Source organism: Alkalibacterium pelagium (assembly GCF_900109325.1).
GTDB lineage: Bacteria > Bacillota > Bacilli > Lactobacillales > Carnobacteriaceae_A > Alkalibacterium > Alkalibacterium pelagium.
The window spans coordinates 1-15,967 of record NZ_FNZU01000005.1 but is presented as its reverse complement, the minus strand read 5'-3'; the positions used below and the strand labels follow the sequence as shown (position 1 = coordinate 15,967).

Below are 15,967 nucleotides of genomic sequence, written 5' to 3'. Positions count from 1 at the left end.
AAAATAAAATAGAGACGCGAGGGCCCGTGCCTTCCCGTCAACAGAATCACCCTCTTGAGCTGTCGCCAGTTCCTGAGGGTGATTTTTTTTATGAAAAGTGAGGCCCGTTTTTGAGCGAAAATCTTCTGCTTTTGATAAACGCTGCCAGTCAATTTCGTGAGAATCCAATCGTTTGGACAATATAATGAATGAAGACAAATTGATCAGCTGGAGGAAAGAATCAATGAAGGTAATGAAGCCGCGGGAAGCATCTAAAGAACTCAACGTACTGAGAGCCCTGAACCAAAGGCAGGCATATTCATTTGAACAGAAGCAGGATCTATTGAATATGGAGAAGGGATTAATTGGTGAAAGGCAGTTCGACGAGATGGGAGAGAAGTACCTGGAGCAGGAGTGTGTGATGCTGCAGGATCTTTCGCTGACCATCAGAGGAAACACAGTGCAGATCGATTCAGTTCTCCTGACTTCGGAAGTCGTGTATATCTTTGAAGTCAAGAACTACGAGGGTGACTTTATTATGAAAGACGGCGACATCTATACAGTAGCCGGCAAGGAGATATCGAACCCGCTCACCCAGCTTAATCGAACGTTGTCTCTTCTGAGGCAGCTGCTGCAGTCCTGGCAGGTCAAAATGAGTATCGAAGGCTACATTGTGTTTGTCAATCCGGCATGTATGCTGTATCATGCGACACCTGCCGACCCGTTCATTTTCTATGGGCAAATTCAATCCCGTCTGACCGAAATCGATCGCAGACAGCTGTACGAGCCATGGGGGATGAAAAAGATGAAGAGACTGGCAGAAAGACTGATCGAGGAACACGATAAGGAAGGACGCATTCAAATCAAAAGGCCGGAGTATATTTATGAGGAGTTGAGGAAGGGGATAGCTTGTACGCGATGCAGTAGTTTTAGTGTGCAAGTTAATCAACGCTCATGTAAATGTTTAGTTTGCGAGCATTCATCGTCATTGAACAGTGCAGTCATCCGACAAATTGAAGAGTTTATACTTTTATATCCTGCTGAATTACTGACGACTGAAAAAATATATAGATGGTATGGACAAATTATTCCAAAAAAAAGAATACGTGGGATACTTTCTGAAAATTATACTAGAGTAGGAAATAAATCAGGCACAACTTTCAAAAAAGAGAGTAAATAAGGAGTGTAATCGTCATCGGACGATTACATACGCCCACTCAGACAGATTTTGCCTTTGAGTGGGGAATAAATATCATACTATTGCCCACTCAGTGAATCTGGACTAACGAGTGGGTCATAAATGACAAATTAGTGCCCAGTCAAAATCGATTTGGATTTGAGTGGTAAAAAGATTGCTGATTACTACCCACTCAACAGAACCGTGCTATTGAGTGGGTAATAGCAGGACAAACAGAGAGAAAGCCACCCAAAATCGATGGCAGTTCCACAAACCAGGCAGTTGAAAATAATGAAGCGGTCGGCTCGACCGACCGCTTTCGACTTCAAAAGCCCTTAAAAGAAGCCAGACAGAACGAGTCGAGTAAAAATCATACGAATTAGAGATAAAAAACTTACTATAAGTTAGTTTATAGTGTATACTGTGTAACAGAAGACGAAATAGAGCACACATAAGTCATTATAAAGACTGACTTGCTGCTGCTGAAACTAGAACAACTCGCTTGGGCGGGGAAAATGCAATTATGATATCCCTGCCCGCCGAATCTGAATGAGACACCCCAGTAAAAGTCGAAGCAGCGATGAAATTTAAACGAAAAGAGTGATAACATGAGTTTTGAACAATACCGAATCGATGACAGCAAAGGCCTGGAGTTTGGCCTGTATACTTTAGGGGACCATTTAAAGAATCCACATATAGACAAACGGATTTCCCCTCAGCAGCGACTGCAGGAGATCATTGAAATGGCCAAGCTGGCTGAAGAAGCAGGCATCGACCTAATCAGCGTAGGTGAAAGCCACCAGGACCACTTCACCACGCAGGCACATTCGGTTGTCCTGTCCGCAATCGCCCAGGCGACAGAAAAAATCAAAGTCAGCAGTTCATCCACGATCATTAGTACGTCTGACCCGGTGAGAGTCTATGAAGACTTTGCTACGATCGATCTGATTTCAGGTGGTCGGGCAGAAATCGTAGCAGGACGTGCTTCCCGTGTAGGTTTGTTCGAACTTCTAGGGTATGATCTCCATGATTATGAAGAACTGTTTGAAGAAAAATTTGAACTTCTTCTGCAGATAAATAAAGAAGAAGTCGTCAACTGGGAAGGGGAGTTTCGTCAGCCGCTAAGGGATGCGCATATTCTTCCACGTCCACTTAATGGAAGCTTACCGATATGGCGTGCTGTCGGTGGCACACCGGCCAGTGCAATGAAAGCTGCTTACCAGGGCGTGCCGATGTATCAGGCGATGCTTGGGGGTCCGGCATCTGTATTCAAGCGGCCGATCGATGCTTATAGAGAAACTTTAGAAAGCCTTGGCCAGGATCCATCAGAATTTCCTGTGGCAACAGCTGGCTTCTTTTACGCAGCAGACACGACTCAGCAAGCATTGAAAGAGTATTACCCGCACATCAACGAAGGGATGAAGCTGACAAATGGACGAGGCTTTCCTAAGCAGGCATTTGCACAAGGCGCTCATCTGAAAAATATCATGAACGTCGGCAGCCCACAGGAAATTATCGAGAAAATCCTGTATCAGCATGAGACGTTCAATCACCAGCGTTATATTGCTCAAATGGATTTCGGCGGCGTGCCGTTTGACAAGATCATGAGAAATATCGAACTGATCGGAAATGACATTTTACCCGCAGTCAAGAAGCATACAGCTAAAGCAAAAGCATAAGGAGTGACTAGATTGAATATTACCCTGTTATCCGGCTCGACGATCGGGTCTAAAACGCGAACAGCGATGAACTATACAAAAGATATCATTGAACGGAACTATCCGGAGCACGAGGTTACCCTTCTGGATCTGGCTGATTTCGAACTGGTTTTCAGTGATGGACGGGACTTCAGAGAATATAAAGGAGACACGAAAGTCGTGACCGAGACGATTATGGAGTCTGACATCATCCTCATCGGGACACCTATCTTTCAGGCATCCATTCCCGGCTCTCTGAAAAACGTGTTCGATCTTCTTCCTCAAGACGGGCTGAGAGACAAAACAGCAGGCATACTGGTGACAGCGGGATCTGCCAAACATTACCTGATTGCTGAAACACAGCTCAAACCGATCCTTGCTTATATGAAGGCTCAAATTGTTCAGACCTATACCTTCATGGAAGAAAGAGACTTCTACCGTAAGGAAATTGTCAATGAGGATGCGGTATTTAGAATCGAACGTCTAGTGGAAGACACAATGGTTCTTGCCGAGACGTATAAAGAAGCCAGACGCATTAAAGAAGAACAATATGGGTTTTAAAAGTGAATAAAATCTTACAGAACATTAACAATAGTTAGTGTTCTGTATTTTTATGTTGAAAAAAAAAGTAAACCCTGTATGATTATGAGTGTGGGCAACTGTATATTCTAAAGCATTGTTCACGTCGTCACATGCTAACCGTTCGCATTACAAGAAAATGCAAATGAACTTCTGATGATAGAAACCATCTTAATTAGTAGTTCACTATAAACTAAACAAAATGTTAGTAGGTTAAAGAAATGAAAAAACCATCTGCACATGACCTTACTCAAATAGCCTTATCCGCAGCACTCCTTGCTGTCTCTTCAATTGTCGTCTTACCAATTGGAGTTATCCCAATCACTTTACAAGTATTCTTCTTTTTATTTATTCCGGCGTTATTAGGACCAGTCAAAGGTCTGATGACGATTATTTTGTATATCGTTATGGGATTGATCGGAATGCCTGTATTTGCTGGGGGAAGCGGGGGCATGGGAAGTATTCTTTCTCCGTCTTTCGGTTATATCGCGGGAGCACTGGCTGTCGCATGGATAGTCGGGTCAGGATTAAAGAAACAGAGAAATAAATGGGAAATGACAGGGATCATGAGCCTGGGATTAGTCGTACTGTATATAACAGGTATGAGTTATCAGTATGTACTTATGAACACAGTTCTTGACTCGCCGATTTCGCTGATGAGCATTGTCAGCTTGAATCTGACGGTCTTTCTTCCTATTGATGCGCTTAAAATGCTTCTGGCCATCGCTTTATATGACAGATTGTCCAGCTTGCCATTCGCAAGGCGTATCGTTAAACTGTAAGCAGCCCGACCTTGAAAAATATAATGACACAATGTTCGAGATAAAAAATTCAGACAAACAATAAACGTATAAACAAAAGTGAGGACTTATAATGACACAAAAACTAATCGTAAATGGTGGACATGACTTATCCGGCGAAGTAACGATTTCAGGAGCAAAGAACAGTACAGTAGCGCTGATTCCAGCGTCGATTCTTGCAGATTCACCTGTTACGCTGGAAGGCGTACCAAACATTGCAGATGTCCACTCGCTCATCGAAATTCTAAATGACATGAATGTGAAAACGCACTTTGAAGGCACAACATTGACAGTAGATCCCACAGAGATGGTATCGGTTCCTATGCCTACGGGAAAAATAAAGAGCCTGAGAGCATCGTATTACTTTATGGGCGCTTTACTGACTAAGTTTGGTCAAGGCGTCGTGGGTCTTCCTGGTGGATGCTTCCTTGGTCCGCGTCCGATCGACCAGCACCTGAAAGGGTTCAGAGCCTTAGGAGCTACTGTTGACAATGAAATGGGTGCAATGTATCTCAAGACAGATGAAGATGGTCTCCAGGCTGCGCGTGTCTATTTTGATGTCGTGTCCATTGGAGCAACGATCAATGTCATGCTGGCAGCAGTAAAAGCTAAAGGCAGAACAATCATCGAAAACGCTGCGCGTGAACCTGAAATCATTGATGTAGCGACGCTTCTAAATAACATGGGTGCAAAAGTACGTGGAGCAGGAACAGACATTATCCGTATAGATGGTGTCGAAGAGATGCATGGATGCCGTCACACTGTAATTCCTGACCGCATCGAAGCAGGCACGTACCTGATCATGGCTGCGGCAAAAGGGAAAGATGTCGTTATCCGCAACGTCATTGTTGAGCATCTGGAAAGTCTGATTGCAAAGATGGAAGAAATGGGCGTGCCTCTTGAGATTGGGGAAGATTACGTTCGTATCACCAAGCCGGAAGGGAATCTGAGAGGTGTTTCTATCAAGACACTGCCTTATCCTGGTTTTGCGACCGACTTGCAGCAGCCGTTTACACCTCTGCTTATGATGGCACAAGGTGAATCAATGATTGTGGATACGATTTATCCGAAACGCATCAAGCATATTCCGGAACTGAACCGTATGGGTGCTAAAGCTCGTGTGGAAAGTGATGTCATCCTGATTGAAGGCGGCACACATCTTGAAGGAACCGAAGTCAAAGCCAGTGATTTGAGAGCCGGTGCCTGTCTTGTGGTTGCCGGTCTGATTGCTGAAGGACAGACGACCATTGATGGAGTAGATAATATTCTTAGAGGATATGATCATATTGTAGAAAAATTGACCGCTCTTGGTGCAGACATTTACATGGAAGAGAGTGGCGATTAAATTATAGGAATAGGGGATAGGGACGAGTGGCAAATTTTTTAACTTTCAGTGATTTACAGAACATGACTTTAAAAGAGATTTATGAGCACGCTAAGCGATTGAAAATACCTTATTACAGTCAGATGAACAAAAAGGAACTGTCTCTGGCTGTTATTCGCGCGCAGGAAGAAAAGCAGGGGTATTTCCAGGTCAGCGGGGTGCTCGATAAAATCAACAGCCAGGACTTTGGTTTTTTACGTCCGATCAATTACTCTCATAGTAACGAAGATATTTATATTTCAGCCTCTCAGATGACACGTTTCAGCTTGAGAAATGGAGATAAAATCACCGGTACAGCACGGCCGCCTAAAGCGGGGGAACGGTACTACGGACTGATGAACGTCAAACTGGTCAATGGAAAGAATCCTGAAGAAGCTAGAGAACGCCCTCATTTCCCGGCCCTTACACCGTTGTATCCGGATCGTCGAATCAACCTTGAATCATCCGAGAACGAACTGTCTGCACGAATGATCGATCTCGTGGCTCCGATTGGGTTCGGACAGAGAGGACTGATCGTCGCACCGCCTAAGGTAGGGAAGACGACATTGCTCAAAGAAATTGCCAATGGAATCAAGGCAAATCATCCGGAAGTTGAACTGATTGTCCTGCTTATCGATGAACGTCCAGAAGAGGTAACCGATCTGGAACGGAGCATCGATGGAGAAGTCGTTCATTCGACATTCGATCAGCAGCCGCAGAACCACGTCAAAGTAAGCGAACTGGTTCTCGAACGTGCAAGACGACTGGTTGAGGACAAGCAGGATGTAGTTATCCTTATGGACAGCATCACTCGTCTGGCTCGAGCGTATAACCTTGTGGAACAGCCAAGTGGGCGTACGCTTTCCGGTGGGATCGATCCAGCAGCTCTTTATAGACCAAAACGTTTCTTCGGGTCTGCCCGTAATGTTGAAGAAGGCGGCAGCATGACGATCGTCGCAACAGCATTAGTGGATACCGGAAGCCGAATGGACGATGTCATTTATGAAGAGTTCAAAGGAACGGGTAACATGGAAGTCCATCTGTCCCGAGAACTGGCTGAGCGACGCATCTATCCGGCAATCGACATTAAAAAATCAAGTACCCGTAAAGAAGAAATGCTTCTATCCAAGGAAGAATACGAAGCGGTCTACAAACTGCGTAGAGGGATGCGCAATGATTCACTGGAGTATACGGATCAGTTCATCAAGACATTGAGACGTTACGGTAAGAATGCCGCCTTTGTAGAAAAAGTACTTAAGCAGTAATCGTCTAAATAATGTGCAGAAAAAAGCGACAATCCATTGCAACAGACGACAGGATATGTTACTATGTCTAGTGTTGCATATATAATCAAGCCGATGAAGGAGACCAGTGCTTAGCGCTGATCACCCAGTCGCTGACTTAAAGGATTAAGATAACTATGGAGCCGCAGAGGTTTCATGGCATGAAGGAGTGAAAAAGATATGAAACAAGGAATTCATCCAGAATATCGTCAAGTAGTGTTCATGGACACAACGACAGGATTTAAATTCATGTCAGGGTCTACTACAACATCAAACGAAACAGTTGAATGGGAAGATGGAAAAGAGTATCCGCTTATCCGTATGGAGGTTACATCTGACTCTCATCCGTTCTACACTGGACGTCAGAAATTTGCTCAGGCAGATGGACGTATCGACCGTTTCAACAAGAAATACGGTCTTGCAGACGAAGAATAATCGGTTTAAAGCTCTGGCTAGCCAGGGCTTTTTTCTTTGCCCAAAATACAATCGGTATCCGATACCGAATTATATTGTTGCAGCGGGAAAATATGCTAAAATGAGATTAGATTCTGTTTTACCTATGTAATAAACTATCAGCTTAATACAGGAGGAAACGAATGAAACTTTATCTGATCTATGGAGGAAAGAGTGCGGAACATGAAGTATCCATCAAATCCGCTTACTCGATTTTACAGAAAATATATTATGATCATTACACAGTCATACCGGTTTATATCACTAGAGAAGGTCAGTGGTACAAGGCTGGAAATGTGAACAGCAAAGATGATATTCCTGAAGTGGAAGAAATGAATCAGATTGACAAGAAACAGCCGTTTAATTTCATTGAAATGATGGAAGGTGAATCAGTAGCTTTCCCGGTGCTTCACGGCCCGAATGGTGAAGATGGGACGGTTCAAGGTCTCTTTGAAGTGTTCGACATTCCTTATGTAGGAGCTGGCGTACTCGCAAGTGCTGTCGGTATGGACAAGATCATTAGTAAAAGCGTATTTAAAGAAGCAGGGCTGCCCATCCTGCCTTATAATGAGGTAAAACTGACTGACTGGAAAGTTGATCCTGATAAAGTTAAGGACGGTCTGATTCAGTCTCTAGGCTTCCCGATGTTCGTCAAGCCGGCCAATCTGGGATCGAGCGTGGGTATTACGCGAGTGCTTGAAGAAGACAAGTTAAAAGAGGCGATTGAACTCGCATTTGAATATGACACCAGAATCGTGGTGGAGAAAGGCGTCAAAGCGAGAGAAATTGAAGTAGCCGTCTTAGGCAATGAAGATATCCATACATCAGTTCCAGGTGAACTTATCAAGCATAAGCCATTTTATGACTATGAAGACAAATACCTGAACCAGGAAGTGATTAGACAGGTCCCGTCAGATATTTCAGATGAGTTGACCAAAAAGCTGAGGGAGCTGGCAGCGCGTGCCTTTCACGCTATCGATGGCACTGGGGTGTCTCGTGTCGATTTCTTCCTTACTGAAGATGGAGAAGTCTACGTCAATGAAGTCAACACTTTCCCTGGGTTTACGAACAACAGTATGTATCCTAGAGTATGGGCAAAAACGGGTCTGCCTTATGAAGATCTGATTGAAGAAGTAATTCAGCTGGGTATCAGGCGTCACAAGGACCGTCTGGAGCTTAATACAAGACGAAACAAGTAAGAAGGAATCAAGGAACAGAAGGAACGGAGAGAAACAATGGCTAAATGGACATTAAAAGAAATAGCTTCAGCTGTGGATGGCAAGCTGATTGGTGGAGACGACAATCTGAAGATAGAAGGCGTATCGTTTGATACGCGCTCGCTGCAGCCGAGTGACCTGTTCATCCCTCTGACTGCTGAGAGGAACGGGCATGATTTTATCAAAGCGGCGATTGAAAAGGGGGCGGCTGCCAGTTTCTGGAGTGATGACACAGAAAAAGCTCCGGAAGGTTTCCCGATCATAGCAGTAGAGGATACGGAAAAAGCCTTTCAGAACTTCGCGCAGTATTATCTGAACAAAGTAGGACCTAAAGTCATTGGGATTACTGGAAGTAACGGAAAGACAACAACGAAAGACATGGTCGCAGCCGTTGCTTCTGCCAGATACCGGACGTATAAGACAGTTGGGAACTTCAACAATCACCTGGGACTACCGTTTACGATACTCAATATGCCGGAGGATACAGAAGTTCTTGTACTTGAAATGGGAATGAGTGAACGAGGGGAGATTGAAGTGCTCTCTCAGCTGGCGCATCCTGACATTGCTGTGATTACGATGATCGGAGAATCTCATATTGAATTTCTCGGGTCGCGTGATGCGATTTCTGAAGCTAAACTTGAAATCGTTAAAGGGATGTCGAACGGCATACTGATCTATCCAGGCAAAGAACCGCTGCTTCAAGATAAAATAGCAGCAGGGTATGTGGATGCGACTGTAGGCAAGCGTCTGACCTTCGGAAAAGAAGAAGGCGTGGATCTCTATCCACTGACAGTGGAAGCAAGGTTGCGACAGACAGTCTTTACGACTAATGCAGATCCAAAACAGGCATGCACGCTGCCAGTCCCGGGCATCTACAATGTTCAGAACGCCCTGGCCGCCATTCTAGTCGGAAAGGAGATTGGCATATCTGATACGGAAGCCTATGTCCAGCTTGAGAACTTTGAACTGACCAAGAACCGTCTTGAATGGATCGATGGCATCAATGGATCCACTCTGCTCAACGACGCATACAACGCCAGTCCATCATCAATGAAAGCCGTTCTACGTTATTTCCAGGAAATCGATGTACCTAAAAGGAAAGTTATTGTCCTTGGAGATGTACTGGAACTGGGTGAGCACTCCAGAGTCATGCATGAGAGTCTGAGTGAAGCAATCGATCCTAAGAAAGCTGATCTGATCGTCTTATACGGGAAAGATATGAAAGCATTGTATGATAAGCTTTTACCTCAGATGGATGACCAGACTCTTCAGCACTTTGAAGGAAACAAGCAGCCTTTAGTCGATTATCTGACGAAGCAGATACAGAAAGATGACACTGTATTACTGAAATCGAGCTTGAGTACAGGGATGCTTGAAGTTGTGACTAAGTTAAGACATGGAGATGAAGGTTAAAACGTATTCATTTTATCTAGGTATGAAAACGAGTTGAAAACAAGTCATTCATGTGTTAAGATAACATCTGGAATGAAGTGAACCGTTCGTTTAATGGATACGTCGAATTATCCGTATAGAATTTAAAATTAAATACTGAGTCAAGTTAACTATGATCCCTGGTGTATCGCATCGAAATTGAGTGACGAACACTAGGGTCTTTATTTGAACAGAAAGATACAAATCTGTTCATTGCTTTCGAAGTTTCTCTTAATGTAAGAGTGACTGTACCTTGGCTCGTAAACGAATGAACGCTAAGGAAAATATTAGGAGGAAACATTCTTTGAAATTTAATGAACTAGATTTACTACCTGAACTACTCAAATCCGTACAGAATATGGGATTTGAAGAAACAACACCAATCCAGGAGCAGACGATCCCGCTTGCACTTGCAGGAAAAGACGTCATCGGACAAGCACAGACAGGAACAGGTAAAACTGCCGCTTTCGGTCTGCCTATGCTTCAGAAAATCGACGTCAAAAACCACAATGTTCAAGGGCTTGTTATCGCCCCTACTCGTGAACTGGCTATCCAGACACAGGAAGAACTATTCCGTTTAAGCAAAGACAAGCGTGTGAAAGTAACATGTGTCTACGGTGGAGCTGACATCGGACGTCAGATCAAGCAGATCAAAGGTGGCGCACAAATCGTTGTTGGAACACCTGGTCGTATGCTTGACCACATCCGTCGTAAAACATTGAAACTGAACCAGGTTCAGACATTGGTGCTAGACGAAGCTGATGAAATGCTTAATATGGGATTCATCGAAGATATCGAAACAATCATTCAGGAAGTACCAGCTGAGCGTCAGACCTTGCTATTCTCAGCAACTATGCCGGCTCCGATCAAACGTATCGGTGAACGCTTCATGCAGGACCCTGAAACAGTTCGTATCAAAACGAAAACACTATCTGCTTCAACTATCCAACAGTACTATACAAAAGCGCGAGACAACGAGAAGTTTGATATCATGACTCGCCTGCTGGATGTACAGAATCCTAAGTCAGCTATCGTATTCGGACGTACGAAAAGACGTGTCGATGAACTGGCTAAAGGACTTGAAATGCGCGGATACCAGGCTGAAGGAATCCATGGAGACCTTTCTCAAGGCAAGCGTATGAGCGTCTTGAAAGACTTTAAAAAAGGTAAAATCGATATCCTAGTAGCAACAGACGTCGCTGCCAGGGGGCTGGATGTCAGCGGACTGTCACACGTATACAACTATGACATTCCTCAAGATCCTGAAAGTTATGTTCACCGTATCGGACGTACTGGACGTGCTGGTGAAGAAGGCGTAGCTGTTACATTCGTCACGCCTCATGAAATGGGCTACCTGCGTACAGTTGAAAAACTGACTAAACAGCCAATGACGTCTCTTCGTCCACCTACAAACGACGAAGCGCTTGAAAGTCAGCTGCAGACGGCTATGGCAGACATTCAGGAAATGATCGATCAGAATGGCCTGGATAAGTACGAAGCTGCTGCTGAAAAGCTCCTGAGTTCATACTCAGCTGAAGATCTGGCTGCTGCTTTAGTTAAGAACATGGTTAAAGATCCGACGGATGTACCAGTAAGCATCACACCTCAGCGTCCGCTTCCAAGCAAAGATAAGCGACGTGGCGGTGGCCGTGGCGGAAAAGGAAACTATTCCAACAACCGTAGAGGTAAAGGTGGAAACCGCAACTATAAAGGTAAAGGACGTTCTGGAGATAAAGGGAACCGTTCAAATAACCGCCGTTCAAACTAATGAGCGAACTGAATAAATAAAACTAGCCGGCTGATCATCTGTTCAATGTAACAAGAACAGATGATCAGCCGGTTCTTTTTAATCTAATCTTAAATTATATGAAATGACTTTTATTATTTAATCTGGTAACATGATACAGTAGCTGATTGATTTAATATAGAGTTATAGAATTGAGGAACACAGATGATTGCTGGTATCGGACTGGATATCGTCGATATTGAACGGATCAACAAAGCATACATAAAAAGACCATCCTTTGCTGACCGAGTTCTGACAACTAATGAACGGGAGTTCTTTCACTCATTGAGCGGAACGAGACAGATTGAATTTTTAGCCGGCCGATTCTCAGCAAAAGAAGCGTTCTCTAAAGCGCTGGGAACAGGTATCGGTAAGTTGACTTTTCTCGATGTTGAGATTCTTCCAGATGAACAAGGGAAACCTGTAATTACACAAAGCCCTTTCCCGGGAAAGGTGTGGGTATCAATTTCCCATACAGGGACGATCGCGGTAGCGCAGGTCGTTTTAGAAGATAAATAACACTTGTTCTCGTTGGGCGGTTTTTTGAGTCAAAGAATTGTCACAAAGAGCGGTTCAATTTGTTTGCCTTTCATGATAAACTAACAGACAAGAGATGCGATTTCACATTTCTTATGGCTAAGTATTCATTGAAGCTTCTGACATTGGTGTCAAGCAAGCTGGCTGTTTAGCTTTTTTATCAGTATATTTTGGAGGGCATATTAATGAAAGAGCATAGCAACAGAAAAATGGTTATTGAACTTGATCAATCAGTGTACGAAGACATCGAAGAATATTGCATGGAGACAGATACTGAAGAGACAGAACTCATGTCTGATATTTTCCACTGCTTTGTTCGAGAAACAATGAATAAAATGGATGCCATGAGGAAGGGATATGCAGAAATGGGGCACATTAATTTGGAAATTTGTTCCGAATTTGATGGATGCGAGAGCGAAGCGCACACCCATATCTGATAATAAGGTTCCGACTGCTCTTCAAACGGAACACGACCTTATCTGAAAGGCTCCTTCAAGGAGGAAAGCCTATGGTTAAGCGTGGAGATATTTTTTATGCAGATTTATCCCCGGTAGTTGGATCGGAACAAGGCGGCATGCGACCTGTTCTGATTATTCAAAATAACGTTGGGAACAAATATAGTCCGACAGTTATTGTTGCGGCTATCACAACTAGAATAGAAAAAGGTAAAATGCCGACGCATGTTGAAGTCAGCGCTGAGCAGGGACTGGAAAAAAATTCTGTCATTCTGCTTGAACAGATCAGAACGATCGATAAACAGCGACTGAAAGACCAAGTCACCCAGCTGGATGCTGAGACGATGAATGCCGTTGATGAAGCTTTGGCTATCAGTGTTGGATTATCAAGCAAATACAAACATATTTAAGTTCTTACGATACTTAGTGTAAGACAGAGTCTGGTCTCGGCGACCGGAGTCTGTCTTTTTTGTATTGAAATATCAATGTAAGCATGCTAAACTTATCCTCGTTGTCTAAAAACGACCGTGGTTCGAAAGCGCCAACCCACGATATAAAAACTAGGAGGAAATGGTAATGAAAACAAAGCAATGGGTTCTAAATGCTATAATAGGAGCACTTTACACAGGCATTACACTACTTATCGCTCCGTTTGGATTTGGAGCGATTCAGTTCAGATTATCTGAGATGCTGAATCATCTGGCTGTCTTTAATAAAAAGTATGCTTATGGTGTAACGGCCGGAGTCGTCCTGACAAATCTGATTCTGTCTCCTTTTGGAGTATACGACTGGATTCTAGGCGTCGGCCATACAATTGTCTCATTTATTATTTTCTTTATAGTGACAAAGAAAATTCAGTCACCAGTTAAGAAGATGGTGATTAACACCGTTATATTCTCAGTGTTCAGCTTCATGATCGCACTGATGCTCCTGCTTATTGGGGTAGAGGAAGTTTTCTGGTTAACTTACCTGACAGTATTCCTGGGACAGTTTGTTACTATGGGTGTCGGGATACCAATCATCCTTTCACTGGATAAGAAACTGAACTTCAATAAACGAATGGAAAACTAAACAAGTCTGGCGCAAAAAAATAGTGCAGTTCCTAGTGTTCTCTTTTATAAGAGCGACAATAGGAGCAGCACTGTTTTTCTATTTAATCTTAATCGTTATGAAGGTCTTCAACCTGTACAACCTTGAAGCCTTTTCTGTCAAGAACCTTTGAAATTTCGTCAACAGTTTTTCGCGAGATGCCAGGTTCCAAAGTCATGATTGTTCGGCGAACCATATTCTCTCTCTGGACATCAAGAGTAATACAGCTCATGATCGAACAGTAGCGGTTGATCAGTTTGGAGATGTTAGCCAGATCTCCTCTTTCACCAGGAGTAGCGATGGTAAGAACGTAGCTTCCCTGGTCGATACTCCAGGACTGCTGAAGCAAGTCAATCAATGTGCTGTGAGTCAGAATACCGTAGAAATTATTGTTCTCATCTAGGACAGTAATATACGGTAAGTCTTTGATCATAAAGAAGATTTTAAAGAACGACGAATTAATGTGTACATACTTGGTTGCATTCTTAAGTAAGTGGGTCACCGGAAGGTCCATATCTCCACCATTGGCCTTGTGGCGATAAATGTGCATTTTATAGATGTTTCCGCGGAAAATACGACCGCTTTTATCCAGCACAGGCACACATCGGAATCCAGTTTCTTCTAATAGAGTGATCGCTTCCTGTAAAGTAGCTGATTCAGAAATAGTCGTGACGTTGTTTTTAGGGACTGATAGTTGTTTGATAAGCATAAATCAAAAGCTCCTTCTCATCTGATTTTTCGTGTTTTCACATTTTCATTATAACAGAATCAATCTTGGTTAAGTAGATAAAACAGTGTAAAATAGAGAAAATAAAAGAAAAGAGGAATCGACATTGCATAAACGGAATGAAATGATGGATCGCCCTGTCATCAATAACGACGTTAGAGAATTTCTTAGAAGAGACCAGAAACAGCTGAAAGGGAAATTGCTGGAGATTGAAAAATGGGCGAATGAAAACCGCGTTCCGGTCATCCCTCACGAAACAGTCGCGTTCTTTAAATGGCTGCTTCCTTTGCTCAGCCCAAAAGACGTACTTGAAGTTGGAACAGCCATTGGATTCTCGGCCGCTCTTATGCTTGAATCTATGCCTAAGAGCGGACACGTAACAACAATTGAACGAAATCCGGATATGATTGATAAAGCGGAATCTAATTTTCAGCTTCTGGGGCTGGAAGATAAAGTGACGCTTTTAAAAGGTCAGGCCAATGAATGGCTGGAAAAAATAGAGTCTGACTCGAAAGATTTTATTTTCATGGACAGCGCTAAAGCAAAATACTACAGCTTCTTTCCGGAATGTTATCGTATCCTGAAAACGGGTGGTGTATTAGCCGTCGATGATGTCCTCCAGGGAGGTACGATTCTTGATGATGAAAAGGACATTCCGAAACGCACAAGAAAGATCCACCGAAAATTAAATGAGTTTCTTGATGTAGTGTTGGACCACCCGGCAATGGATGCGGTAATCCTGCCAGTAGGAGATGGACTGTTAATGATTACAAAAAGAGACGAAGCTGATTTTTCATTTATGAAGGAAGAATAAAGCTGATCAAGTAACGCTGTGTTTTAGCCTACGCGAAAAAGAATTAATAAATATCCGAAAACCTGTTGACGAAAGATGGGAAACTTGGTATAGTTATATTCGTTGTTGAATAACAGCAACCAAAGTTTTCCTTTGTGTCAGCGTTGTGCGGATCAAATGCACAAAAAACTTTTTTAAAAAGTTGTTGACATCTAATTGAAAACAATGTAATATTATAAAAGTCAGCTCGAACGGAATGAGACGAAATAAAGAGCTGAACGAGATAGATCTTTGAAAACTGAACAAAGTAGAAACAACCAAATGTGCAGGGGTCTTCGATTCTTTTGGAGTCGAAGGCAACAAACGAGTTAACATGGTTAACTCACAATTAATACTATGAGCAAGTCAAACTTAAAATGAGAGTTTGATCCTGGCTCAGGACGAACGCTGGCGGTATGCCTAATACATGCAAGTCGAACGCTGAAGCACTCTGCTTGCAGAGTGTGGATGAGTGGCGAACGGGTGAGTAACACGTGGGGAACCTGCCCATAAGAGGGGGATAACATCCGGAAACGGGTGCTAATACCGCATAGGTGATCAT

General features: G+C 43.3%; 16 protein-coding genes and 1 rRNA gene. 16 read left to right on the top strand and 1 reads right to left on the bottom strand.

The window, feature by feature from the left end:
• Positions 1-223: 223 nt before the first annotated feature.
• The 14 genes from BMX79_RS05220 (at position 224) to BMX79_RS05155 (ending at position 13,828) form a co-directional block, all read left to right on the top strand.
• Positions 224-1,159, top strand: coding sequence for a nuclease-related domain-containing protein (locus tag BMX79_RS05220; protein ID WP_170230972.1), 936 nt, complete (start codon positions 224-226; stop codon positions 1,157-1,159).
• A 605-nt stretch (positions 1,160-1,764) separates the two neighbouring features.
• A complete protein-coding gene (locus BMX79_RS05215; RefSeq protein ID WP_091479955.1) occupies positions 1,765-2,835 on the top strand; it encodes an LLM class flavin-dependent oxidoreductase in 1,071 nt (356 codons plus the stop codon).
• Between the two features lie 12 nt (positions 2,836-2,847).
• Positions 2,848-3,414 carry an NADPH-dependent FMN reductase gene (locus BMX79_RS05210; RefSeq protein ID WP_091479953.1) on the top strand — a complete coding sequence of 189 codons (567 nt, stop codon included), beginning with the start codon at positions 2,848-2,850 and terminating at the stop codon, positions 3,412-3,414.
• A 239-nt stretch (positions 3,415-3,653) separates the two neighbouring features.
• Positions 3,654-4,214 (top strand): biotin transporter BioY, encoded by a 561-nt coding sequence (locus BMX79_RS05205; RefSeq protein WP_091479951.1) that lies wholly within the window; start codon positions 3,654-3,656, stop codon positions 4,212-4,214.
• Positions 4,215-4,305: 91 nt separating this feature from the next.
• Positions 4,306-5,577 carry a UDP-N-acetylglucosamine 1-carboxyvinyltransferase gene (murA, locus tag BMX79_RS05200; RefSeq protein WP_091479948.1) on the top strand — a complete coding sequence of 424 codons (1,272 nt, stop codon included), beginning with the start codon at positions 4,306-4,308 and terminating at the stop codon, positions 5,575-5,577.
• 26 nt (positions 5,578-5,603) lie between these two features.
• A complete protein-coding gene (gene rho / locus BMX79_RS05195) occupies positions 5,604-6,860 on the top strand; it encodes a transcription termination factor Rho (protein ID WP_091479946.1) in 1,257 nt (418 codons plus the stop codon).
• Between the two features lie 198 nt (positions 6,861-7,058).
• Complete coding sequence (locus tag BMX79_RS05190; protein ID WP_091265428.1) at positions 7,059-7,313, top strand: type B 50S ribosomal protein L31; 255 nt, start codon at positions 7,059-7,061, stop codon at positions 7,311-7,313.
• A gap of 161 nt (positions 7,314-7,474) precedes the next feature.
• Positions 7,475-8,530, top strand: a complete 1,056-nt coding sequence (locus tag BMX79_RS05185) for a D-alanine--D-alanine ligase family protein (protein ID WP_091479944.1) — start codon at positions 7,475-7,477, stop codon at positions 8,528-8,530.
• A gap of 36 nt (positions 8,531-8,566) precedes the next feature.
• Positions 8,567-9,961: a UDP-N-acetylmuramoyl-tripeptide--D-alanyl-D-alanine ligase gene (locus BMX79_RS05180; RefSeq protein ID WP_091479942.1), complete on the top strand. Its 1,395-nt coding sequence runs from the start codon at positions 8,567-8,569 to the stop codon at positions 9,959-9,961.
• Between the two features lie 322 nt (positions 9,962-10,283).
• Entirely contained in the window at positions 10,284-11,747 is a 1,464-nt protein-coding gene (cshA, locus tag BMX79_RS05175; RefSeq protein ID WP_091479939.1) for a degradosome RNA helicase CshA, read from the top strand.
• Positions 11,748-11,930: 183 nt separating this feature from the next.
• Positions 11,931-12,284 carry a holo-ACP synthase gene (gene acpS, locus BMX79_RS05170; RefSeq protein ID WP_091479937.1) on the top strand — a complete coding sequence of 118 codons (354 nt, stop codon included), beginning with the start codon at positions 11,931-11,933 and terminating at the stop codon, positions 12,282-12,284.
• Between the two features lie 203 nt (positions 12,285-12,487).
• A complete protein-coding gene (locus BMX79_RS05165) occupies positions 12,488-12,739 on the top strand; it encodes a hypothetical protein (RefSeq protein ID WP_091479935.1) in 252 nt (83 codons plus the stop codon).
• Between the two features lie 71 nt (positions 12,740-12,810).
• Positions 12,811-13,167: a type II toxin-antitoxin system PemK/MazF family toxin gene (locus BMX79_RS05160; protein ID WP_091479932.1), complete on the top strand. Its 357-nt coding sequence runs from the start codon at positions 12,811-12,813 to the stop codon at positions 13,165-13,167.
• 166 nt (positions 13,168-13,333) lie between these two features.
• Positions 13,334-13,828, top strand: a complete 495-nt coding sequence (locus tag BMX79_RS05155) for a QueT transporter family protein (RefSeq protein WP_170230973.1) — start codon at positions 13,334-13,336, stop codon at positions 13,826-13,828.
• 88 nt (positions 13,829-13,916) lie between these two features.
• Here the strand turns inward: BMX79_RS05155 and cbpA are convergent, their stop codons facing one another.
• A complete protein-coding gene (gene cbpA / locus BMX79_RS05150) occupies positions 13,917-14,555 on the bottom strand; it encodes a cyclic di-AMP binding protein CbpA (RefSeq protein WP_091479928.1) in 639 nt (212 codons plus the stop codon).
• A 142-nt stretch (positions 14,556-14,697) separates the two neighbouring features.
• On the opposite strand from cbpA, the gene BMX79_RS05145 reads away from it, so the two are divergent.
• Together BMX79_RS05145 and BMX79_RS05140 are read left to right on the top strand one after the other, a co-directional pair.
• Positions 14,698-15,387: an O-methyltransferase gene (locus BMX79_RS05145; RefSeq protein ID WP_091480302.1), complete on the top strand. Its 690-nt coding sequence runs from the start codon at positions 14,698-14,700 to the stop codon at positions 15,385-15,387.
• 391 nt (positions 15,388-15,778) lie between these two features.
• Positions 15,779-15,967, top strand: a 16S ribosomal RNA gene (locus BMX79_RS05140); the annotation flags it as partial.